This is a genomic window from Citrobacter telavivensis (assembly GCF_041807075.1).
In the GTDB taxonomy this organism is placed as follows: domain Bacteria; phylum Pseudomonadota; class Gammaproteobacteria; order Enterobacterales; family Enterobacteriaceae; genus Citrobacter_A; species Citrobacter_A telavivensis.
Window position 1 is genome coordinate 104,096 of the sequence record NZ_JBGUBF010000002.1, and the last position, 21,582, is coordinate 125,677.

A 21,582-nucleotide genomic window follows, 5' to 3' on the forward strand; every position below is an offset into this window, starting at 1 on the left:
GCATAGAACACTGTTTGGTGTTAACAGATAGTCAACAACTCCAGCGATAAACATGCGCTGACGCAAAACTTTGCAAGATAGCGATGGCACGGCAGGGCATTTTTTCGTATAACAATTAAAATTGAAACGCTGTTTTGAATGAGGGGTATAAGATGATCGTTGGTAACATTCACCATCTGCAATCCTGGCTTCCTGAAGAACTTCGCCAGGCGATTGAGCACATCAAGACAAACGTCACCGAAACGACGGAGAAGGGGAAACATGAGATCGACGGCAGCCGTCTGTTCTATCTGATTTCTGAAGATATGACCGAGCCGTTCGAGAAGCGTCGGGCGGAGTATCACGCGCGCTATCTGGATATTCAGATCGTGCTGAAAGGGCAGGAAGGGATGACCTTCAGCGTGCTGCCTGCCGGTAAGCCGGATACCGACTGGCTGGCTGATAAAGACATCGCGTTTTTAGCGGAAGGTGAGCAAGAGAAAACGCTGATCCTGAATGAAGGCGACTTTGTCGTCTTTTATCCGCAAGAAGTGCACAAACCGCTGTGTGCCGTCGGCGCACCCGCGCCGGTGCGTAAAGCGGTGGTTAAACTGCTGATGGCCTGAAACAGTCAAGGCCGGGACTGAGCAGCCGCTCCCTGAATCGGAGCGGCTGTACCTTTTATCCCTTATCTTAAATTTGGCCGTAAAGTTCCTTGCTCCTGCGAAAACGGTAAAAAATATAAAAACGGCAGTTGCATTCATTAAGAAGATAGCCTGTCAGTAAAGGTCGGTTTATTTCAGTGAGTAATAGCGCACCGCGATCCTGCTATTTCATTATATATTTAAATATATAACGATGTGGCCAGTTTTAGTTAGTCGTTGTATATTTCATTTCATATCGCTATCGCGATAACTTCAGTTACAACATACGGTTAGCCGTAACACTTCCTATTAAATTTCAAAAACTCGATCAAAAGCACGTTTAACTCTTTCTGGTGAATAACACTTTTGTGTTACATCAATTCTTGTTGAAAAAGCATCCCGCAAAATATATCGCACAAAATTAAATATTAACTTTTGAATTAATTTCAGGGCAAGGTATGAATAAGAAATGGAAGTGGATAGCGGGTCTTGTTTTTGTGGGCATTATCCTGGGGGGAACACTCGCGCTGTCATCCATGTGGGTGATGCATAAAACCTCAGACACCTCGTTTTGTCTCTCCTGTCACACCATGCAAGCACCCTATGAAGAGTACCAGGGTTCTGCGCACTTTATGAATCAAAAAGGTATCCGCGCTGAGTGCCAGGATTGCCATATTCCGCAATCGGGTATGGATTACCTGATCACGAAAGTTCGGGCCAGCAAGGATATCTGGCATGAGTTTGTCACCGGCAAAATTGATACGCCGGAAAAATATGAGGCGCACCGCCTTGAGATGGCGGAGACCGTCTGGGATCAAATGAAAGCCAACGATTCGGCGACCTGCCGCTCGTGTCACCAGTTTGACGCCATGGATCTGCAAAAGCAGAGCGCCGACGCGCAGAAAATGCATGCGCTGGGCATCAAAGAAAAACAAACCTGTATTGATTGCCATAAAGGTATCGCGCACTTCCCGCCTGAAATCACAATTGACTCCAAAGCCCATGATGCACTGATGGAAAGCGCACGCCAGACGCCGGTTGATGCAAAAGAAGTGTACCCCGTCGCGCCTACCTCACTGGGCAATCTGGGCACGGTTTACCCGGCCACCAAACTGAACGTGGTGGGTCAGTCTGGCGATGCGCGTGAAGTGGAGATAATCGGTAGCCAAATGCAGGGCGCCGAGCAGGTGATTTACATCGCGGCGGGCCAGCGTTTAGTCCTTGCCACGCTTACCGATGAAGGACAAAAAGCACTCAAAATCTCCAGTGACTGGGAAAAAGATCCTTACGGAAACGCGTGGCGCACGGTTTCTCTACGCGCACCACTGGCTGAACCCGCACTGGGTAAACCCGACGCTATCTGGGACTACGCCAAAACACTCGACAAAACGTATTGCTCCGGATGCCATGCGCCGATTTCTTCTGAACATTACACCTTAAATGCCTGGCCTTCCGTTGCCAAAGGGATGGGCGCGAGAACGGATATCAGCGCTGAGGATTTAGACATCCTGACTCGCTGGTTCCAGTATCACGCCAAAGATTTTACCGCCAAGGAATAACTGAAAATTACGATTAAAGGAAAACCTATGAACCTTACACGACGTAACTTTATAAAATATGCTGGCGGTTCCGCTGGCGCGATGATGATTACCTCGGCAATCCCGATGCCGACGTGGGCCGCAGACGCGCCGGGTAACGCGATCCTGACTGCGGGGCGTTGGGGAGCGATGTACATCGAGGTTAAAGACGGCAAAATTGTTTCGTCTCGCGGCGCGCTGGCGAAAACGATTCCCAACGATCTGCAAACTACCGCACCGGATCAGGCGCATACCCCGTGCCGTATTCAATCTCCGATGGTACGTAAAGGCTTTCTGAATGCGCCGGGCAAACCGGACGGCAAACGTGGTAAAGACGAGTTCGTCAAAGTGTCATGGGAAGACGCCCTGAAGCTCATTCACGAACAGCACGCCCGTATCCGTGCCGAGCATGGCCCTTCTTCCGTATTTGCGGGGTCTTATGGCTGGCGCTCCAGTGGCGTACTGCACAAAGCGCAGACGCTGCTTCAGCGTTACATGAGCATGGCGGGCGGCTACACCGGACATACCGGCGACTACTCCACTGGCGCGGCGCAGGTGATCATGCCGCACGTAGTCGGTTCGGTAGAAGTTTACGAGCAGCAGACGGCATGGCCGCTGCTCCTTGAACATAGCCAGGTGGTGGTCCTGTGGGGCCTTAACCCACTGAACACCCTGAAAATTGCCTGGACCAGTACTGATGAGCAAGGCCTCGAGTACTTCAATAAACTGAAAGCCTCCGGCAAAACCGTTATCGCCATCGATCCGCAACGCTCAGAAACCATCGATTTCTTCGGTGATAAAGCGCAGTGGATTGCGCCGAATATGGGTACCGACGTGGCGCTGATGTTGGGTATTGCGTCCGCGCTGGTAGAAAAAGGCCTGCATGACAAAGCCTTCCTCGATAAATACACCACCGGCTATGGCGAATTCGAAGCTTATCTGACGGGTAAAAGCGACAACACGCCGAAAAATCCGGCCTGGGCCGAGAAGATTTGCGGCGTTCCGGCGAAGCAAATGGAAATTCTGGCGGAAATCTTTGCCAAGAATAAAACCATGCTGATGGCGGGCTGGGGCATTCAGCGTCAGCAGTATGGCGAACAGCGCCACTGGATGCTGGTCACCCTGGCGGCGATGCTCGGCCAGATTGGTACCGAGGGCGGTGGTTTTGGTTTCTCTTACCATTACTCTAACGGCGGCAACCCAACCCGGAGCGGCGGTGTGCTGTCGGCGATTTCAGCGACAATCGCAGGCGGCTCGTCTGCTGGCAACGACTGGGCAACTTCCGATGCGGTTGAAGCGTTCCCGGTTGCGCGTATTGTTGAGGCCCTGGAAAACCCCGGCGGCAAATATCAGCATAATGGTAAAGAACAAACCTTCCCCGATCTGCGCATGATCTGGTGGGCCGGCGGTGGCAACTTCACTCATCATCAGGACACCAACCGCCTGGTAAAAGCCTGGCAAAAACCGGAACTGGTGGTGATCTCCGAGTGCTACTGGACGGCTGCCGCCAAGCACGCTGATATTGTTCTGCCGATCACCACATCGTTTGAACGTAACGACCTGACCATGACCGGCGACTACAGCAACCAGCATCTGGTGCCGATGAAACAAGCTATCCCACCGCAATTCGAGGCCCGCAACGATTTTGACGTGTTCGCGGATATGGCGGAGTTGCTGAAACCAGGCGGTAAAGCTGCCTATACCGAAGGCAAGAGCGAAATGGACTGGCTGCGCGAGTTCTACGACGTGGCGCAGAAAGGCGCTCGCCAGCAGCGCGTCAATATGCCGCAGTTCACCGCCTTCTGGGAGGCGAACAAGCTGATCGAAATGCGTAAGAACCCGAAAGAAGAAGTATTTGTGCGCTATGCCGATTTCCGTAAGGATCCAGTGATGAACCCGCTGGGTACGCCGAGCGGTAAAATTGAGATTTACTCGAAAACCATTGAAGGCTTCAACTATAAGGATTGCCCGGCGCATCCGACCTGGCTGGAACCCGACGAGTGGGCTGGCAACGCTAAAGAGGGGGAACTGCAACTGCTGACCGCACATCCGGCGCATCGTTTACACAGCCAGCTTAACTATGCGTCGCTGCGTAAACAGTATGCGGTGGCTAACCGTGAGCCGTTCTACATCCATCCGGAAGATGCGAAAAAACGTGGCATTGCTGACGGCGATTTGGTGCGTGTCTGGAACGCGCGCGGCCAGGTGTTGACCGGCGCGAAAGTCACCGACGGCATCAAGCAGGGCGTGGTGTGTATCCATGAAGGTGCATGGCCGGATCTGGATTATGCTGGCACCGGGATCTGTAAAAACGGCGGGGCCAACGTGCTTACCAAAGACATCCCGACCTCGCGTCTGGCGAATGGCTGCGCGGGCAACACTGCGCTGGTGATGGCGGAGAAATACACTGGACCGGAGCTGGAACTTACCGCGTTTACGCCACCAATGGGCGCGTAATTCACGGTTGTAATACTGAGCGGAAACGGTGATTTCGCTTCAGACTGCTCATGAACCCCACATTGTTATGTGGGGTTTTTCTTTGCAGATAACATTATTGTGCCAGCGTTGCCACCATCACGGCTTTAATGGTATGCATCCGGTTTTCGGCCTGGTCGAACACAATACTGGCCGGGGATTCAAATACCTCATCGGTGACTTCCATCCCGCCATGCAGACCAAATTCCTCCGCCATTTTTTTACCGAGCGTGGTCTGGTCGTCATGAAACGCGGGCAGGCAGTGCAGGAACTTCACCTGCGGATTCCCGGAAAGCGTCATCATCTGGCTGTTGACCTGATAGTCACGCAGCATGGCGATACGCTCCGCCCACTTCTCTTTTGGTTCGCCCATCGACACCCAGACGTCGGTGTAGATAAAGTCCGCACCTTTCACCCCTGCCGCGATATCTTCGGTGAGCGTAATGTTGCCGCCATTTTTCTTCGCCATTGCGCTGCATTCTGCGACCAGCGATGCTTCTGGCCAGCAGGCTTTTGGCGCCACCAGACGCAGATCAAGCCCGGTGAGTGCGGCGGCTTCCAGCATTGAGTTACCCATGTTATTGCGCGCATCACCGGCGTAAACCAGCGTCATGTCGTTAAACGCTGTGCCCGGTAAATGTTCCTGCATTGTTAGCAGGTCGGCCAGCAACTGGGTGGGATGGAACTCATTGGTCAACCCGTTCCATACCGGTACACCGGCATAGTCGGCCAGCGTTTCGACCACTTCCTGACCGTAACCGCGATACTGAATGCCGTCATACATCCTGCCCAGCACGCGTGCGGTGTCCTTAATTGACTCTTTATGCCCAATCTGGCTCCCGCTGGAACCGAGATAAGTGACGCGAGCGCCCTGGTCGTAAGCGGCAACTTCGAAAGAGCATCGTGTACGGGTCGAGTCTTTTTCGAAGATGAGCGCGATGTTTTTGCCTGTAAGTTTTTGTTCTTCTTTGCCGTTTTTCTTATCGGCTTTCAGTTTTGCGGCAAGTTGGATAAGTGCGTTGAGTTCAGCAGAGGTGAAATCGAGTAACTTTAAAAAATGCTTCTGATAAAAACCTGACATAGTTCCCTCCCATGGCTGATGCCATCTATTGAATTAAAATTCAATTTATATGGATGATTATGCATTTGCAACCCCGTTTAACAAATCTTTTCTGGAAAGGTGGAGGCAACGACGGTGGTATGTGACAATAAGAGTATCGGCAGGACATTATGAGGAACGAGCCATGGCAAACCCGGAACAACTGGAAGAGCAGCGTGAAGAAACGCGCCTGATTATTGAAGAATTACTGGATGATGGCAGCGACCCGGACGCGCTGTATACCATCGAGCACCATCTTTCCGCAGACGATTTCGAAACCCTGGAAAAAGCCGCGGTTGAAGCGTTTAAACTTGGCTACGAAGTGACCGAGCCGGAAGAGCTGGAAGTGGAAGAAGGCGACACCGTCATTTGCTGCGATATCCTCAGTGAATGTGCGCTCAAAGCCGATCTTATCGACGCGCAGGTTGAGCAACTGATGAACCTGGCAGAGAAATATGACGTTGAATACGACGGCTGGGGCACCTACTTTGAAGATCCGAACGGTGAAGAGGGCGACGACGAAGACTACGTCGACGAAGATGACGACGGTGTGCGTCACTAAGAACCCCGAACGTTAAAACGTTAAAAAGTACGGCAGTTTGCTGCCGTACTCTTTCGACAGGTTACACATGGACTATCCGCAAATCCTCTCCCCGGTACGCCAGTTTCTGCACTGTCCTACCCCGCAGGCCTGGATCGACCAGGCGCGCGATCCGCAAAACCTTCCTCTGCTGCTCACCGATCATTTGATTTGCGAACTTAAGGCGGCGCAAACGGCGATGCTGCTGGTGCGTAAGTACGTGGCGGATAAACCGGGCGCGGATGCGCTGCTCGCCTGGCTGCAGCCGTATGAAGCCTTTGCCTTCCGCGAAGGGCCGGAACCGGACTTTGTCGCGCTCCATAAACAGATTGGTAAAAGCGTGATGCCAGAAACGGACGATCCGTGGGGTCGCCAGCTTATCGACAGCATGGTGCTGTTGATAAAAGAAGAACTGCACCACTTCTGGCAGGTGCGCGAAGCGATGCAGGCCAGAAATATTCCTTACGTGAAGATCACCGCCAGTCGCTACGCAAAAGGGATGCTGAAAGCGGTGCGCACGCATGAACCGCTGACGCTGATTGATAAGCTGATTTGTGGGGCTTACATCGAAGCACGCTCCTGCGAACGCTTTGCCGCGCTGGCCCCGTTTCTCGATGACGACCTGCAAAAGTTCTACCTGTCGCTACTGCGCTCCGAAGCGCGCCACTTTCAGGACTACCTGGCGCTGGCGCAACAGGTGTCGCAGGAGGATATTTCTCCCCGCGTCCGTCATTTTGGTGAAGTGGAAGCCGCGCTGATAGCCTCGCCGGACAACGAGTTTCGCTTTCACAGCGGCGTCCCTGTCGCCTCTTAATTTCGGTAGTTCTGCCTGCTGTAAGGTGACATCCCGTCGCGAGCAGGGAAAAATGTCTCCTTTTCAGGGCAAGGAATACCGATGAACTGGACACATGTACTTCTCGCAGGCTACGTCGGCGCGGTTATCGCTGCGGTGATTGGGCTGATGCGTAAAAAAGGCTGGGTGGGGAAAGCCTCTGGCGCGGTGCTGATGATTGTGGCGATCGTCGCGTGGAACCTCTTTGACGTGCACTACCTGATCCCGCGAGAAAAAGCGGCATCCGGTCAAACGGAAGAGCAGCAGTTTGATGCCGCGCTACTGCAAATGCCGACGTTTCAGGTACTGAAGGAACAGGAGCCGACATTCTGGATCCATCTTCGTACGCAGGCGCTGCAGCTAAAAAATGAAGGTAAAACCGAGCAGCAAATTATCGATACCATTCAACCGCAGGTGCTACAAATTCAGATGTCGCGTTTACAGCAGGCGCCGGACAGCAACGTCGTTGACTATATGAAGATCAATCTCGAACAGATTGCCGCGGTGCAGAAAAAAGGCGACGACGAGTGTTTCCGCTTTCTCTTCCCGCAGGTCAAAGGCGGGATTAACCCGACGCGTCTGATCTCGCAGGATATTCTGAAACGGCGTATGGAAGGCGATGCCACGATGATGCGCGCGGCATATGGTGTCAATAAACACACGGTGACAGAGGCTGAGAAACAACAGGCCATGGAGGATCTGCAAAACGTCGTACCGGTGCTGGTGCAGCGCTACGGGCAGGATGTACAGCTTATGGCTGAGCCGCAGAAGGGCGTGGGGAAAGAAAAGGTTGTCTGCGATCTGGTGCAGGATATGTGGGTGGAAGTGCTGAAATTGCCAGCCGCGCAGGCCGCTGGCGTGATTCGACTTTCGGTATCGCCTGAGATGCAATAACCTGCTTTACAGGGGTTTGAGCATGCGCACTTCGCAATCGACGTGCCCGGTGCAGCCCAGCGGTTCGCTGATATGCTCAAACCCTAAATGTTCGTACAGGCCAATCGCCTCGCGTAAAAAGGCAGTGGTTTCCAGATAGCAGTGTTTAAATCCCTGCGCGCGAGCGTGGTCCATCGCCATCAGCGCCAGCTTTTTCGCCATGCCTTGTCCGCGCGCCGCGGGCAAAAAGTACATTTTTTGCAGCTCGCAAATATCGGGTTCGCTACACGTTAACGGGGCAATTCCGCCACCGCCCACGATTTCCCCATTACGCTCCACCACCCAATACGCATGGCCTGGCTGAGAGTAGAGCTGATACAGTTCGTCCAGATTCGGATCGGCAACCGTATAGCCTTTGTCAGCGGTGAGACCATATTCGGCGGACACCTGACGGATAACCGCCGCGATGACAGGATTATCCTGTACGCAAAGGGGACGGAGAGTGAGGGACTGATGCTGTTGATTACTCATATTTTCGTTTAATTAAATCTACATATATATAATTATAATTGATATCACTGTCTGTGAAAGCATGCAAGCAGTACGTAAAAAAACAAGCGTTTCTTCACTGAACGGGTTATTCTGCGTTTTCTGATAGTGATATTATTTAATAGTTTTCATTTTTATATTTGGCAAACAAAGGAATTGTTATGGACTCAGTAGTAAAAAACGGGCAGCAGTCTCGTTGGCAGTTTGACTTTCATGGTCGCGGTGGAGAATATTTTATGATCTGCCTGACTAATATCATTCTATGTATCATTACTCTTGGCATCTATACACCATGGGCGATGGTGCGCAGTCGTCGCTATATTTATGAAAATATGGAATTGAACGGTGCGCGTTTTGGCTACCATGCGACGGGACTGGCAATTTTCTTAAGCTGGTTGTTCCTGGTTTTTGTTATTATCTTGATCTCTTTCTTCGCCGCCGTGCCCGCGCTTGAACTGGTGTTACTGTTGGTATTTTTCCTGGTATTACCCCTCTTTATGGTCAAAAGCATAAAATATAATGCCATGATGACCACACTGAATAATGTGCGCTTTAACTTTCACAGCCCATTGGGACGTGCATGGTGGGTGATGATGGGATTACCCGTTGTGCTTTATATTCTGCTGACGGTGATTATTCTCCTGGTGGTGAATATTCCTGGTGACAGCGTTACGGCTATTATTACAAAAGTCCTGTTAGCATTCGTTATTTTCCTGGCAGGCGCCGGCGTTATTGCCGGTGTCGTGTATGCGAAATGGATTACGCTGCTCGGTGAGGGCGGTCAGTTTGGTATTCATCGTTTCGCTGTTGCGGTAAGCGTAAAACAGTGCATTAAAGTGTGTTTCCTGTCGATGCTGATCGTTGTGCCTTTCCTGGCGATGATTGCCTGGCTCTTTTCCGGCATTTTCAGCGCCATCATGATGGCCAGCATGATGGGCGGGATGAGTGAGGAGGCGCAGTTTGCACTGATCCTTGAGTACCAGGGACAAATCATCGCCTGCTACCTGCTCTATTTCGCTGCCATTCTGCTTTCCACTGGGTATATGTGGATGGGTTTGCGTAATCATTTTATGAACAGTCTGACGCTCGCGAACGGCGGTATCCGTTTTCATTCCGGTATCGCATTTCATGCGCTGGTGGTGCAGTGGGGGCTGATTGCCGTGGTATCGTCCATTACGCTGGGGCTGGCCTATCCGTTAATGAAGATGCGCTATCTGCGTTTCCTGGCGGCGAATACCTGGGTTGATGGCGATCTGGATACTCTGGAACTGACTGACCATGATGAACAACCCGAGACAGGGCCGATTGCGGTGCTTTCACGCGGTATGATGCCGCAGGTTCCATTTATTTGATACAACAAGCCTGATACAAAAAGGCCGGAGCATGCTCCGGCCTTTTTACATTACCGTTATCCGGTTATTCGATTACAGCGCGGCGATGACCGCCTGCTGCTCAACCAGCTTCGCTTTCGCTTCGGCGTAGCCTTCCAGCTTCTCACGCTCTTTAGCGATGACCGCTTCCGGCGCGCGCGCCACAAAGCCTTCGTTAGCCAGTTTGTTTTCGATACGGCTAATTTCACCTTCGATTTTCGCCACTTCTTTTGCCAGACGCGCCAGCTCATCTTCTTTGTTGATGAGGCCTGCCATCGGGATCAGCAGTTCGGCACCGTCGATAATTTTGGCGACCGATACCGGACCCTTGTCGTCGGCAGGCAGCACGGAGATGCTTTCCAGACGCGCCAGATTCAGCAGGAAGCTGCGGTTGTCGTTCACGCGACGAATCGCGTCATCGCTGCAACCACGCAGCAGCAGTTCCAGCGGTTTGCCCGGCGCGATGTTCATTTCCGCACGGATATTACGCACCGCGGTGATCGCCTGCTTCAGCCATTCGGTATCGGCAAGGGCTGCTTCATCAACCTGAGACGCGTCATAGGCCGGGAACGGTTGCAGCATGATGGTACGGTCTTCGTTCATGGTATTTAATTGGAAACGAAGTTCTTTATTAGCGATAGCATCAACACGCTGCCAGATGGTTTCCGTGATAAACGGAATGATCGGGTGCGCCAGGCGCAGCAAACCTTCCAGAACGGTAACCAGCGTGTGGCGAGTGCCGCGCAGTTCAGCTTCCGTCCCACCGTTCATCACCGGTTTCGTCAGTTCCAGATACCAGTCGCAGAACTGGTTCCAGGTGAACTCGTACAGAATGCCCGCAGCGATATCGAAGCGGAAGTTGTCCAGCGCTTCACGATACGCTTTCGTGGTCTGATTGAATTCCGCCAGGATCCATCTGTCCGCCAGCGACAGGGTCATTTCGCCGCCGTTGAAGCCGCAATCCTGGTCTTCCGTGTTCATCAGCACAAAGCGGCTGGCGTTCCACAGCTTGTTACAGAAGTTACGGTAACCTTCCAGACGCTTCATATCCCAGTTGATGTCGCGACCGGTAGAGGCGAGCGCGGCCAGGGTGAAGCGCAGGGCGTCGGTGCCGTGCGGCTCAATGCCGTCCGGGAACTGTTTCTCGGTACGCTTAGCAATCTTCTCTGCCAGTTGCGGCTGCATCATGTTGCCGGTACGTTTCTCCAGCAGGTCTGCCAGGGAAATCCCGTCGACCATATCCAGCGGGTCAATGACGTTGCCCTTGGATTTGGACATTTTCTGCCCTTCGTCGTCACGAATCAGACCGGTCATGTAGACGGTATGGAACGGCACCTGCGGCTTGCCGTTTTCATCTTTGATGAAGTGCATGGTCATCATGATCATGCGGGCAATCCAGAAGAAGATGATGTCGAAGCCGGAGACCATCACAGAAGTCGGATGGAACTGACGCAGCGCGTCGGTGTTTTCCGGCCAGCCGAGCGTGGAGAAGGTCCACAGCGCGGAGGAGAACCAGGTATCCAGTACGTCGTCGTCCTGACGCAGCGCAACGTCGGCACCCAGGTTGTTTTCCTTGCGCACTTCGTCTTCGTTGCGGCCCACATAGACGTTACCATCGTTGTCGTACCATGCCGGAATACGGTGACCCCACCACAGTTGACGGGAGATACACCAGTCCTGAATATCACGCATCCAGGAGAAGTACATATTTTCGTACTGCTTCGGTACGAACTGAATGTCGCCATTCTCAACCGCTTCCACCGCCGGTTTTGCCAGCACGTCGGCACGGACGTACCACTGGTCGGTTAGCATTGGTTCGATGACTACGCCGCCACGGTCGCCGTACGGGACGGTCAGATCGTGTGGTTTAACCTCTTCCAGCAGGCCCAGTGCGTCGACGGCGGCAACCACCGCTTTACGTGCAGCAAAGCGTTCCAGTTTCTGGAACTCAGCCGGGATCTCGCTTGAGTAAACGTCAGACTCTTCGCCTTTGGTGTCGTACACTTCCGCCGTTTCGCGGATATCGCCATCAAAGGTGAAGATGTTGATCATTGGCAGGGCATGACGACGACCGACTTCATAGTCGTTAAAGTCGTGTGCCGGGGTGATCTTCACGCAGCCGGTGCCTTTTTCCATGTCGGCATGTTCGTCACCGACGATCGGAATGCGGCGGTTTACCAGCGGCAGCACCACGAATTTGCCAATCAGATCTTTATAACGCGGATCTTCCGGGTTGACGGCAACGCCGGTATCGCCGAGCAGGGTTTCCGGACGGGTGGTCGCAACCACCAGGTAATCTTTACCGTCAGCGGTTTTTGCGCCGTCGGCCAGCGGGTAGCGGATATGCCACATCGAGCCTTTAGACTCGCGATTTTCCACTTCCAGGTCAGAAATGGCGGTGCGCAGTTTTGGATCCCAGTTTACCAGGCGTTTGCCACGGTAAATCAGATCTTCTTTGTACAGGCGGACAAACACTTCTTTCACGGCATTGGAAAGACCTTCGTCCATGGTAAAGCGCTCGCGCTCCCAGTCAACGGAGTTACCGAGGCGGCGCATCTGGCGAGTGATGGTGCCGCCGGATTCCGCTTTCCACTGCCAGATTTTGTCAATGAAGGCATCGCGACCATAGTCGTGACGGGTTTTACCTTCTTCTGCGGCAATTTTGCGCTCAACCACCATCTGGGTCGCGATACCGGCGTGGTCGGTACCGACCTGCCACAGGGTATTTTTCCCCTGCATGCGCTGGTAGCGGATCAGGGTGTCCATGATGGTTTGCTGGAAAGCATGACCCATATGCAAACTGCCGGTGACGTTCGGCGGCGGGATCATGATGCAGAAGGACTCTTTGCTTTCATCGCCGTTAGGCTTGAAATAGCCCTGCTTTTCCCAGTGCTCGTAAAGCGGCTGTTCGATATCTTGGGGGTTGTATGTCTTTTCCATTATTTCCAGGTTGCCGTATTCAGGTTAAAACCAGCCACGCGGTAGGCTTTGTAGCGTTCACGCGCCGATTGTTTCAGAGAATCTTCGTAAGGAACGAAGTCTATCACTTCTGTGAAAGCGGTGGCAAAATCTGCAAAGCCAACGCGCAGACTGATGAGCAGATCGCGCGGGCTGCTGTTGCGTTTTTCCGGCCAGGCGATTTCCACCGGCGAGCCGCCGCGCGGTCCTTCACCTGCCAGATTGTGCGGGACGAAACTGTCAGCCGGTCTGGCCCACAGTGCTTCATCCAGGCGAATTGCCTGTTTTTCGTCTTCGCAGGCAATCAACACGCGTTTACCACTGCGCCAACGTTCTGCGGCAATCTCACACACCAGTTGCTCGACGGCACTTAAGCCATCGACGGTGTTTTCGTTGTCCAGAAGATAGAACGTTGCATTCTTCATATATGGGGCTTCTTGTGGTGGATTTAAACGCAAAGCCGGATGACCCGGCCTTATTGCCTGATGGCGACGCTAACGCGCCTTATCAGGCCTACAATCGTATTTCATTCATCGACAAATTACGGCTTGTAGGCCGGATAAGCGCAGCGCCATCCGGCAAACAAACTTACTCTTCGCCGTTAAAACCCGCGCGATTGAGCAGGAACTGTGACAGCAGCGCCACCGGACGACCGGTTGCGCCTTTGGCTTTCCCGGAGCGCCAGGCGGTACCGGCGATATCGAGGTGCGCCCAGTTGTACTTGCGGGTAAAGCGCGACAGGAAACAACCCGCGGTGATTGCACCACCAGGACGGCCGCCGATATTCGCCATATCCGCGAAGTTGGACTCCAGTTGTTCCTGATACTCATCACCCAGCGGCAGACGCCATGCGCGGTCACCCGCCTGTTCGGACGCGCCGATCAGTTCGTGCGCCAGCGGGTTATGGTTCGACATCAGACCGGTGATGTGATGGCCCAGCGCAATCACGCAGGCCCCCGTCAGGGTCGCCACGTCGATCACCGCTTCCGGCTCAAAACGCTCAACGTAGGTTAAGACGTCGCAGAGCACCAGACGGCCTTCGGCATCGGTGTTCAGCACTTCGACCGTCTGACCGGACATCGTCGTCAGCACGTCGCCCGGACGATAGGCGCGACCACCCGGCATGTTTTCACAGCCCGCCAGCACGCCGATGACGTTGATCGGCAACTGAAGCTCCGCCACCATGCGCATCACGCCGTAAACGGCTGCGGCACCGCACATGTCGTACTTCATCTCGTCCATGCCTTCGGCAGGCTTGATGGAGATACCGCCGGAATCAAAGGTGAGCCCTTTACCGACCAGCACGATCGGGCGGACGTCTTCGGACGGACTGCCTTTGTACTCGATTACCGACATCAGCGATTCGTTTTGCGAACCGTGACCGACGGCGAGGTAAGAGTGCATTCCCAGCTCTTTCATCTGCTGTTCGCCGATGACGCGGGTGACCACATTCTTACTGTAGCTGTCAGCCAACTGGCGCGCCTGAGAGGCCAGGTAGGCGGCGTTGCAGATATTCGGCGGCATGTTGCCGAGGTCTTTCGCAGCCTTAATACCGGCGGCAATGGCCAGTCCGTGCTGGATAGCACGCTCGCCGCTGGTCAGTTCACGGCGGGTCGGCACGTTGAAGACCATTTTACGCAGCGGGCGACGCGGCTCGCTTTTGGTGGTCTTCAACTGATCGAAACTGTATAGCGTCTCTTTGGCCGTCTCGACAGCCTGACGTACTTTCCAGTAGTTGTTGCGGCCTTTGACGTGCAGTTCGGTCAGGAAGCAGACGGCTTCCATCGAGCCGGTATCATTCAGAGTGTTTATCGTTTTCTGAATAACCTGCTTATACTGACGTTCATCCAGCTCGCGCTCTTTGCCACATCCGATGAGGAGGATACGCTCGGACAGCACGTTGGGAACATGGTGCAGCAACAAGGTCTGACCTGGTTTGCCTTCCAGTTCGCCACGGCGCAGCAGGGCACTGATGTACCCGTCGCTGATTTTATCGAGCTGTTCTGCAATCGGAGAAAGGCGGCGTGGTTCAAAGACGCCCACGACGATGCAGGCACTCCGCTGTTTCTCCGGGCTACCGCTTTTTACACTAAACTCCATGCACTACGCTCCTGAATCTTAAAGACAACGGCGGCGCCTGCGGTTAGAATTGCAAGCTTTCGTAACTCATGTCCGCAGTTGCGGTGACTTCGTGTTAATCTTAACGTTATTACGGCATTGGCACATCAGAACGCGTTCTGAGTGGCGAATCCGCTGAGTATAATAATTTTAGCGACGATTTCGACGACTCAAGAGAATAAATGACGTTTAAGCCATGAAACAAGCTAAATTCCTGCAAAAGACGAGTTTTTACGGGCGTATTTAAAGTGATAATCATAAGATATCTGGTGCGGGAGACGCTCAAAAGCCAGCTTGCCATCCTCTTCATCCTGCTTTTGATTTTCTTTTGTCAAAAGTTAGTGAGGATCCTCGGCGCAGCGGTTGACGGTGACATTCCGGCAAATCTGGTGCTCTCGCTGCTGGGCCTCGGCGTGCCTGAAATGGCGCAGCTCATCCTGCCGCTCAGCCTGTTCCTCGGCCTGTTGATGACTCTGGGCAAACTGTATACCGAAAGTGAAATTACGGTGATGCATGCCTGCGGTCTGAGCAAGTCCGTGCTGGTGAAAGCCGCCATGATCCTGGCGCTGTTCACCGGTATCATCGCCGCCGTTAACGTCATGTGGGCGGGACCGTGGTCGTCAAAGCATCAGGATGAGGTACTCGCTGAGGCGAAAGCCAATCCAGGAATGGCAGCACTGGCGCAAGGGCAGTTCCAGCAGGCCACCAACGGCGGTTCGGTACTGTTCATTGAAAGCGTTGAGGGTAGCGATTTTAAAGATGTGTTCCTCGCGCAGATTCGCCCGAAAGGTAACGCCCGTCCTTCCGTGGTGGTTGCCGATTCCGGACATTTATCGCAACTGCGCGACGGCACGCAGGTGGTCACCCTGAACAAAGGTACCCGCTTTGAAGGCACCGCACTGCTGCGTGATTTCCGCATCACCGACTTCCAGGACTATCAGGCGATTATTGGTCATCAGGCGGTAGCGCTGGATCCTAACGATACTGACCAGATGGATATGCGTACGCTGTGGTCCACTGATACCGATCGGGCCCGTGCGGAGCTGCACTGGCGCATCACGCTGGTATTCACCGTATTTATGATGGCGCTGATGGTCGTACCGCTGAGCGTGGTCAACCCACGTCAGGGCCGCGTGCTGTCAATGCTGCCTGCGATGTTGCTGTATCTGATGTTCTTCCTGATCCAAACCTCCCTGAAATCCAACGGCGGGAAAGGTAAGCTGGATCCGGTTATCTGGATGTGGGTCGTCAACCTGCTGTACCTGGCGCTGGCAGTGGGCCTGAACCTGTGGGATACAGTGCCGGTGCGCCGTCTGCGCGCCCGTTTTTCGCGTAAAGGAGCGGTGTGATGCAGCCATTTGGTGTCCTTGACCGCTATATCGGTAAAACTATTTTCACCACCATCATGATGACGTTGTTCATGCTGGTGTCGCTTTCCGGCATCATCAAGTTTGTTGACCAGCTGAAAAAAGCCGGGCAGGGGAGCTACGATGCGCTGGGCGCGGGGATGTACACCCTGCTCAGCGTGCCGAAAGATGTGCAGATTTTCTTCCCAATGGCGGCGCTGCTTGGCGCGCTGCTAGGCCTTGGGATGCTGGCTCAGCGCAGCGAACTGGTGGTGATGCAAGCGTCGGGTTTTACCCGTATGCAGGTAGCGCTTTCGGTGATGAAAACCGCGATCCCGCTGGTGCTGCTGACCATGGCCATCGGCGAGTGGGTTGCGCCGCAGGGCGAGCAAATGGCGCGTAACTACCGTGCGCAGGCGATGTACGGCGGTTCGCTGCTTTCCACCCAGCAGGGGCTGTGGGCGAAAGACGGCAACAACTTTGTTTACATCGAACGGGTGAAAGGCGATGAAGAGTTAGGGGGGATCAGTATCTACGCCTTTAACGATCAGCGTCGTCTGCAGTCCGTGCGCTATGCCGCGTCTGCGAAGTTTGATCCGGAACAGAAGGTCTGGCGTCTGTCGCAGGTGGATGAGTCAAATTTGACCGATCCGAAGCAGGTAACCGGTTCGCAAATCGTGAGCAGTACCTGGAAAACTAACCTCACGCCGGACAAACTGGGCGTGGTGGCGCTGGACCCGGATGCGCTTTCCATCAGCGGTCTGCACAACTACGTGAAGTACCTGAAGTCGAGCGGCCAGGAGGCCGGACGCTATCAGCTCAATATGTGGAGCAAAGTCTTCCAGCCGCTGTCCGTTGCGGTGATGATGCTGATGGCGCTGTCGTTCATCTTTGGCCCACTGCGTAGCGTGCCGATGGGCGTGCGTGTGGTAACGGGAATAAGCTTTGGTTTTGTCTTCTACGTGCTGGACCAGATCTTCGGCCCGCTGACGCTGGTGTACGGCATCCCGCCAATTATCGGCGCACTGCTGCCGAGCGCCTCGTTCTTCTTAATCAGCCTCTGGCTGATGATGCGTAAGTCATAATCTCCGGCACGTTCTGGCGCAGTGCCTGATGGCGCAGCGCTTATCAGGCCTACTCGCGAATTATGATGCGTAAGTTGTCATCTCTTGTAGGCCGGATGGCGGTTACGCCGCCATCCGGCAAACTGCGGCGCAATGCCTAGCGTCTTCTTCCACCCATCAGGCTGCCTAACATCCCGCGAATGATCTGATTGGTCACCTGACGCGCGGCGCTTTTTGCCACGCTCTGCACGACGCCATCACGCTTACCGCCGCGCGGTCCGGTGCTGCCGAAGAGAATATCCTTCAACCCGCCGAGGATCCCGTCGTCAACCGCCACCTCTTTGCCTTTTGCCGTCGGGCTACTTTGCGCTTCGGTCGCCGCCTGGACGCCTTTTTGCAGCATTTCAAACGCGGATTCGCGATCCAGGTCGTCTTCATATTTGCCATAAAGCGCAGAGTGGTTGATCAGTCCGTTGCGCTCATCATCCGTCACCGGTCCCATACGTGAGCACGGGGCAATTACCATCGCCCGCTCAACGACCGACGGGCTGCCTTTAGCATCAAGAAACGAGACCAGCGCTTCGCCGGTACCCAGTTCCTGAATCGCTTTCTCCGTATCAAACGCCGGATTGGCGCGCATGGTTTGTGCGGCGGTTTTCACCGCTTTCTGATCTTTCGGCGTGAAGGCGCGTAGGGCGTGCTGAACGCGGTTGCCCAACTGACCGAGTACGTTATCCGGAATATCCGCCGGGTTCTGCGAAACAAACCAGACGCCAACCCCCTTCGAGCGGATCAGACGGATCACCTGTTCGATTTTATCCAGCAACACCTGCGGTGCGTCGTTGAACAGCAAATGCGCTTCGTCGAAGAAGAAGACCAGCTTCGGTTTTTCCAGATCGCCAGCTTCCGGCAACTGTTCGTAAAGCTCGGAGAGCATCCACAGCAGGCTGGCGGCGTAGAGTTTCGGCATCTGATAGAGCTTCTCGGCACTGAGAATATTGATGATCCCTTTGCCGTTGGCATCGGTACGCATCCAGTCTTTGATGTCGAGCATCGGCTCGCCAAAGAAATGCGTCGCCCCTTGCTGTTCAAGCGTCAGCAACCCGCGCTGAATAGCCCCGACTGAAGCACTGCTGATGTTGCCATACTGATTCTGGAAGGATTTGGCGTTGTCGCCGATGTATTGAGTGATGGCCCGCAGGTCTTTGAAATCCAACAGTAACAGACCCTGGTCATCGGCAATGCGGAAGATAATGTTCAGTACGCCGGACTGTACCTCGTTAAGGTTCAGCAGACGCGCCAGCAGCAGCGGCCCGAGGTCAGAGACCGTGGCGCGAACCGGATGGCCCTTTTCACCGAAGATATCCCACAGCACCACCGGGTTGCTGTGCGGTTGCCAGTCGGTAATTCCGATATTTTTCAGTCTGGCGAGCAGTTTCTCGGAGGCTTGTCCCTCAGCGGCGACGCCCGTTAAGTCACCTTTCACATCGGCCATAAATACCGGCACGCCAATTTCCGACAGCGATTCGGCCAGTTTTTGCAGCGTAACGGTTTTCCCGGTACCGGTCGCGCCAGTAATCAGTCCATGACGGTTTGCCATACCGGGGAGTAAAAACAGTTCAGTGTCTGGCGTGCGGGCAATCAGCAGGGGTGAGCTCATTAGATTTCCTCCATTTATCCTGCGTCGAGTATAGGCAATGTGAAGGAAAGAGAATATGCGCAGGGGAGAGAAAATCACTTATAGCGTATTGCCGTGATAAATCTGGTATCCCAAATCGATCGTATTGTGGTTGTGGTCGTTGTTCTTGATTTTACTCAGCAACATCTGCGCCGCCATGCGGCCAATATCAAAACGGGGCGTAATGACGCTGGCAAGGCTTGGGATCATCTGTCGGCCCATCTCCAGACCGTGGAAACCCGCAATGGAGATTTGCTCCGGTACGGACAGTTCGCGCTCCCGGCAAAACAGCAGCGCACCCATTGCAATATCATCATTGGTGCAAAAAACGCCGTCTAAATCCGGGTGGGCGACGAGCGCGTCGCGCATCAGCTGCGTGCCCAGATGAATCGACGAGATCGCCCGTGGGTTAACGCGCAGAGGCGTCAGGTTTCGCTGCGTCATCGCGTCGCAGTAGCCGCAAAAACGTTGTTCATCACGGATATCGTCTTTCGAACCGAGATAGAGAATTTTGCGCCGCTGGCGTTTATCCAGCATGGTGCTGACCATATCAAACGCCGCCTGACGGTTATCAAACCCGACTTCCATATCCAGACGATCGCCCTGGATATCCATCAGCTCGATAATGGGAATCGCGGCCGATCGCAGGAATTTCACCGTGCGCAGGGTGTGATATTTCTCGGAAAGAATGATGCCGTCGATATTGTAGGAGAGCAGATTGATCACCGACTCTTCTTCTGATTCGCGGTCGTAGTTATAGTTGGCAATCAGAGTCTGGTAGTTGTGGTCAGACGTAACAGATTCAATACCGGCAAGAATGTCGGCGAAGAGCTGGTTCTGAAATGAAGGAATTAACACGCCAAGCGTGTAGCTTTGCGCGTTCAACAGCATGGCGGGCGCACGGTTCGGGATGTAGTTAATCTCCTCCATGATCTGCGCGATACGCTCGCCGGTTTCCTTTGCGACTTTTTTCGGCGAGCGGATATAGCGGCTCACCGTCATTTTGGTCACGCCCGCGAGCGTGGCGATGTCCTGCAAAGAAATTCTGTGGTTCCTCATCTTCTCTCCCGTACCGGGGAGCGGCGGCGACATCGCCCCCCGGTGGTTAATCCCGCCTTCTTAATGCAGAACGGCGTTTAGCGCCAGTACGCCCAGCAGTCCCATAATCGAAATCAGGGTTTCCATCACGGTCCATGTCCGCAGCGTTTCACCGACGCTGAGGTTAAAGTAACCCTTAAACAGCCAGAATCCAGGATCGTTAACGTGCGAAGCGATCACGCTACCGGCCCCGGTTGCCAGCACCATCAACGCCGGATCGGCATGAGTGACGTTAATGATCGGCAGCACCACGCCTGCGGTCGTGATCGCGGCAACGGTCGCTGACCCCAGCGCAATACGCAGCAATGCTGCTACCGTCCAGCACATCAACAGCGGCGACAGCGACGTGCCGGTCATCAACTGCGAAATATACTGGCCCACGCCGCTGTCCACCAGTACCTGCTTAAACGCGCCGCCGCCGGCGATAATAAACACAATCATCGCGATGGCGCCGATAGAATCACCGACGATATCCATGATTTGTTCAATCGTGCGTCCATTGCGTCGGCCAAGGGTGAAAATCGCCAGTACGATAGCGATAAACAGCGCGACGGCAGGGTTACCGATAAACTCAAAGAATACCCGCACTGAGTTGGTTTTTGGCAGCGTAATTTCACAGACTGCGGCAACAGCCATCAGTATGACGGGGATCACCGCCGCAAAGATACTGTTCCAGAAGGACGGCATCTCCTCTTCGGTGAACAGGTGCGGGTTAAACAACCCTTCCGGCGGCGCTTTTTCAAAGCGGGTCAGCAGTTTTGAAAACAGCGGGCCTGCGACAATCACCGTAGGGATGGTGATAATGAACCCGTACAGCAGCGTGGTGCCGAGGTTGGCTTCAAAAATCGTCGCAATGGCGGTCGGTCCCGGATGCGGCGGCAGGAAACAGTGGGTCACCGAGAGGGCGGCGACCATCGGCACGCCGACGTACAGCAGCGGCAAACCGGAAGAGGCCACTACCGTAAATACCAGCGGCAGTAGCAGCACAAAGCCGACCTCGAAGAACATCGCCAGCCCGACGACCAGTCCGGTGACGACCAGCGCCCACTGCACGCGTTTTTTACCAAACGTACCGATCAGGGTAGTGGCAATGCGTTGTGCGGCCCCCGTGTCAGAAATCAATTTACCCAACATTGCGCCAAAACCGAGGATCATCGCCAGCCCGCCGAGCGTACCGCCGATCCCGTTTTGAATGGAATGTAAAACTGCCTGTGCGTCCATCCCTTCGGCGAATCCCACGACGGCTGCGACCAGGACCAGGGCGATGAAGCCATTGACTTTAAAGCCAATCATCAGGACCAGAAGCAGCGCGACGCCTGCCGCAATTATGATTAATGGCATA

General features: G+C 54.1%; 19 protein-coding genes. 10 read left to right on the forward strand and 9 right to left on the reverse strand.

The window, feature by feature from the left end; translation table 11 throughout:
- The first annotated feature begins 152 nt into the window (after positions 1 to 152).
- From ACERJC_RS11740 to ACERJC_RS11750, 3 genes are all read left to right on the forward strand, one after another.
- On the forward strand, positions 153 to 605 hold the full coding sequence (locus ACERJC_RS11740; RefSeq protein ID WP_373671732.1) for a YhcH/YjgK/YiaL family protein: 453 nt from the start codon (positions 153 to 155) through the stop codon (positions 603 to 605).
- 476 nt (positions 606 to 1,081) lie between these two features.
- Positions 1,082 to 2,182, forward strand: a complete 1,101-nt coding sequence (locus ACERJC_RS11745) for a NapC/NirT family cytochrome c (protein ID WP_373671733.1) — start codon at positions 1,082 to 1,084, stop codon at positions 2,180 to 2,182.
- A gap of 27 nt (positions 2,183 to 2,209) precedes the next feature.
- Positions 2,210 to 4,657, forward strand: coding sequence for a molybdopterin guanine dinucleotide-containing S/N-oxide reductase (locus tag ACERJC_RS11750; RefSeq protein WP_373671734.1), 2,448 nt, complete (start codon positions 2,210 to 2,212; stop codon positions 4,655 to 4,657).
- Between the two features lie 94 nt (positions 4,658 to 4,751).
- Here the strand turns inward: ACERJC_RS11750 and argF are convergent, their stop codons facing one another.
- Both argF and argL read right to left on the reverse strand, forming a co-directional pair.
- Entirely contained in the window at positions 4,752 to 5,756 is a 1,005-nt protein-coding gene (gene argF, locus ACERJC_RS11755; RefSeq protein WP_178827081.1) for an ornithine carbamoyltransferase, read from the reverse strand.
- A complete protein-coding gene (gene argL, locus ACERJC_RS11760) occupies positions 5,726 to 5,821 on the reverse strand; it encodes a putative translational regulatory protein ArgL (protein ID WP_371305914.1) in 96 nt (31 codons plus the stop codon). Before argL ends, argF begins: the two co-directional genes overlap by 31 nt.
- 98 nt (positions 5,822 to 5,919) lie before the next feature.
- Here argL and rraB point away from each other — a divergent pair, with 98 nt between their 5' ends.
- From rraB to ACERJC_RS11775, 3 genes are all read left to right on the forward strand, one after another.
- Positions 5,920 to 6,336 carry a ribonuclease E inhibitor RraB gene (gene rraB / locus ACERJC_RS11765; protein WP_373671735.1) on the forward strand — a complete coding sequence of 139 codons (417 nt, stop codon included), beginning with the start codon at positions 5,920 to 5,922 and terminating at the stop codon, positions 6,334 to 6,336.
- A gap of 67 nt (positions 6,337 to 6,403) precedes the next feature.
- Positions 6,404 to 7,168, forward strand: a complete 765-nt coding sequence (gene miaE / locus ACERJC_RS11770) for a tRNA isopentenyl-2-thiomethyl-A-37 hydroxylase MiaE (RefSeq protein WP_286631140.1) — start codon at positions 6,404 to 6,406, stop codon at positions 7,166 to 7,168.
- A gap of 81 nt (positions 7,169 to 7,249) precedes the next feature.
- Positions 7,250 to 8,080 (forward strand): topoisomerase II, encoded by an 831-nt coding sequence (locus tag ACERJC_RS11775; RefSeq protein WP_373671736.1) that lies wholly within the window; start codon positions 7,250 to 7,252, stop codon positions 8,078 to 8,080.
- A 6-nt stretch (positions 8,081 to 8,086) separates the two neighbouring features.
- Here the strand turns inward: ACERJC_RS11775 and ACERJC_RS11780 are convergent, their stop codons facing one another.
- A complete protein-coding gene (locus tag ACERJC_RS11780; RefSeq protein ID WP_178828442.1) occupies positions 8,087 to 8,590 on the reverse strand; it encodes a GNAT family N-acetyltransferase in 504 nt (167 codons plus the stop codon).
- A 179-nt stretch (positions 8,591 to 8,769) separates the two neighbouring features.
- On the opposite strand from ACERJC_RS11780, the gene ACERJC_RS11785 reads away from it, so the two are divergent.
- Positions 8,770 to 9,960 carry a YjgN family protein gene (locus ACERJC_RS11785; protein ID WP_373671737.1) on the forward strand — a complete coding sequence of 397 codons (1,191 nt, stop codon included), beginning with the start codon at positions 8,770 to 8,772 and terminating at the stop codon, positions 9,958 to 9,960.
- Between the two features lie 72 nt (positions 9,961 to 10,032).
- Here the strand turns inward: ACERJC_RS11785 and ACERJC_RS11790 are convergent, their stop codons facing one another.
- From ACERJC_RS11790 to pepA, 3 genes are all read right to left on the reverse strand, one after another.
- Complete coding sequence (locus tag ACERJC_RS11790) at positions 10,033 to 12,918, reverse strand: valine--tRNA ligase (RefSeq protein WP_373671738.1); 2,886 nt, start codon at positions 12,916 to 12,918, stop codon at positions 10,033 to 10,035.
- Entirely contained in the window at positions 12,918 to 13,361 is a 444-nt protein-coding gene (holC, locus tag ACERJC_RS11795) for a DNA polymerase III subunit chi (RefSeq protein WP_046495682.1), read from the reverse strand. Before holC ends, ACERJC_RS11790 begins: the two co-directional genes overlap by 1 nt.
- 163 nt (positions 13,362 to 13,524) lie before the next feature.
- On the reverse strand, positions 13,525 to 15,036 hold the full coding sequence (gene pepA, locus ACERJC_RS11800) for a leucyl aminopeptidase (RefSeq protein ID WP_373671739.1): 1,512 nt from the start codon (positions 15,034 to 15,036) through the stop codon (positions 13,525 to 13,527).
- 153 nt (positions 15,037 to 15,189) lie between these two features.
- Between pepA and ytgA the strand changes: the two genes are divergently transcribed.
- The 3 genes from ytgA (at position 15,190) to lptG (ending at position 17,485) form a co-directional block, all read left to right on the forward strand.
- Entirely contained in the window at positions 15,190 to 15,240 is a 51-nt protein-coding gene (ytgA, locus tag ACERJC_RS11805; protein WP_211180521.1) for a protein YtgA, read from the forward strand.
- 62 nt (positions 15,241 to 15,302) lie between these two features.
- Positions 15,303 to 16,403, forward strand: coding sequence for an LPS export ABC transporter permease LptF (lptF, locus tag ACERJC_RS11810; protein WP_195296435.1), 1,101 nt, complete (start codon positions 15,303 to 15,305; stop codon positions 16,401 to 16,403).
- Complete coding sequence (gene lptG, locus ACERJC_RS11815; RefSeq protein WP_152401824.1) at positions 16,403 to 17,485, forward strand: LPS export ABC transporter permease LptG; 1,083 nt, start codon at positions 16,403 to 16,405, stop codon at positions 17,483 to 17,485. Before lptF ends, lptG begins: the two co-directional genes overlap by 1 nt.
- A gap of 136 nt (positions 17,486 to 17,621) precedes the next feature.
- Here lptG and ACERJC_RS11820 read toward each other — a convergent pair whose 3' ends face one another.
- The 3 genes from ACERJC_RS11820 to idnT all read right to left on the reverse strand — a co-directional run bounded on the left by ACERJC_RS11820 (position 17,622) and on the right by idnT (position 21,581).
- The gene (locus ACERJC_RS11820; protein WP_373671740.1) at positions 17,622 to 19,124 is read right to left on the reverse strand and encodes a helicase HerA-like C-terminal domain-containing protein; all 1,503 of its coding nucleotides are present in this window, start codon (positions 19,122 to 19,124) and stop codon (positions 17,622 to 17,624) included.
- A gap of 78 nt (positions 19,125 to 19,202) precedes the next feature.
- Positions 19,203 to 20,201: a DNA-binding transcriptional regulator IdnR gene (gene idnR, locus ACERJC_RS11825; protein WP_042321747.1), complete on the reverse strand. Its 999-nt coding sequence runs from the start codon at positions 20,199 to 20,201 to the stop codon at positions 19,203 to 19,205.
- A 60-nt stretch (positions 20,202 to 20,261) separates the two neighbouring features.
- A complete protein-coding gene (gene idnT, locus ACERJC_RS11830; protein WP_152401828.1) occupies positions 20,262 to 21,581 on the reverse strand; it encodes a gnt-II system L-idonate transporter in 1,320 nt (439 codons plus the stop codon).
- Position 21,582: the final 1 nt, after the last annotated feature.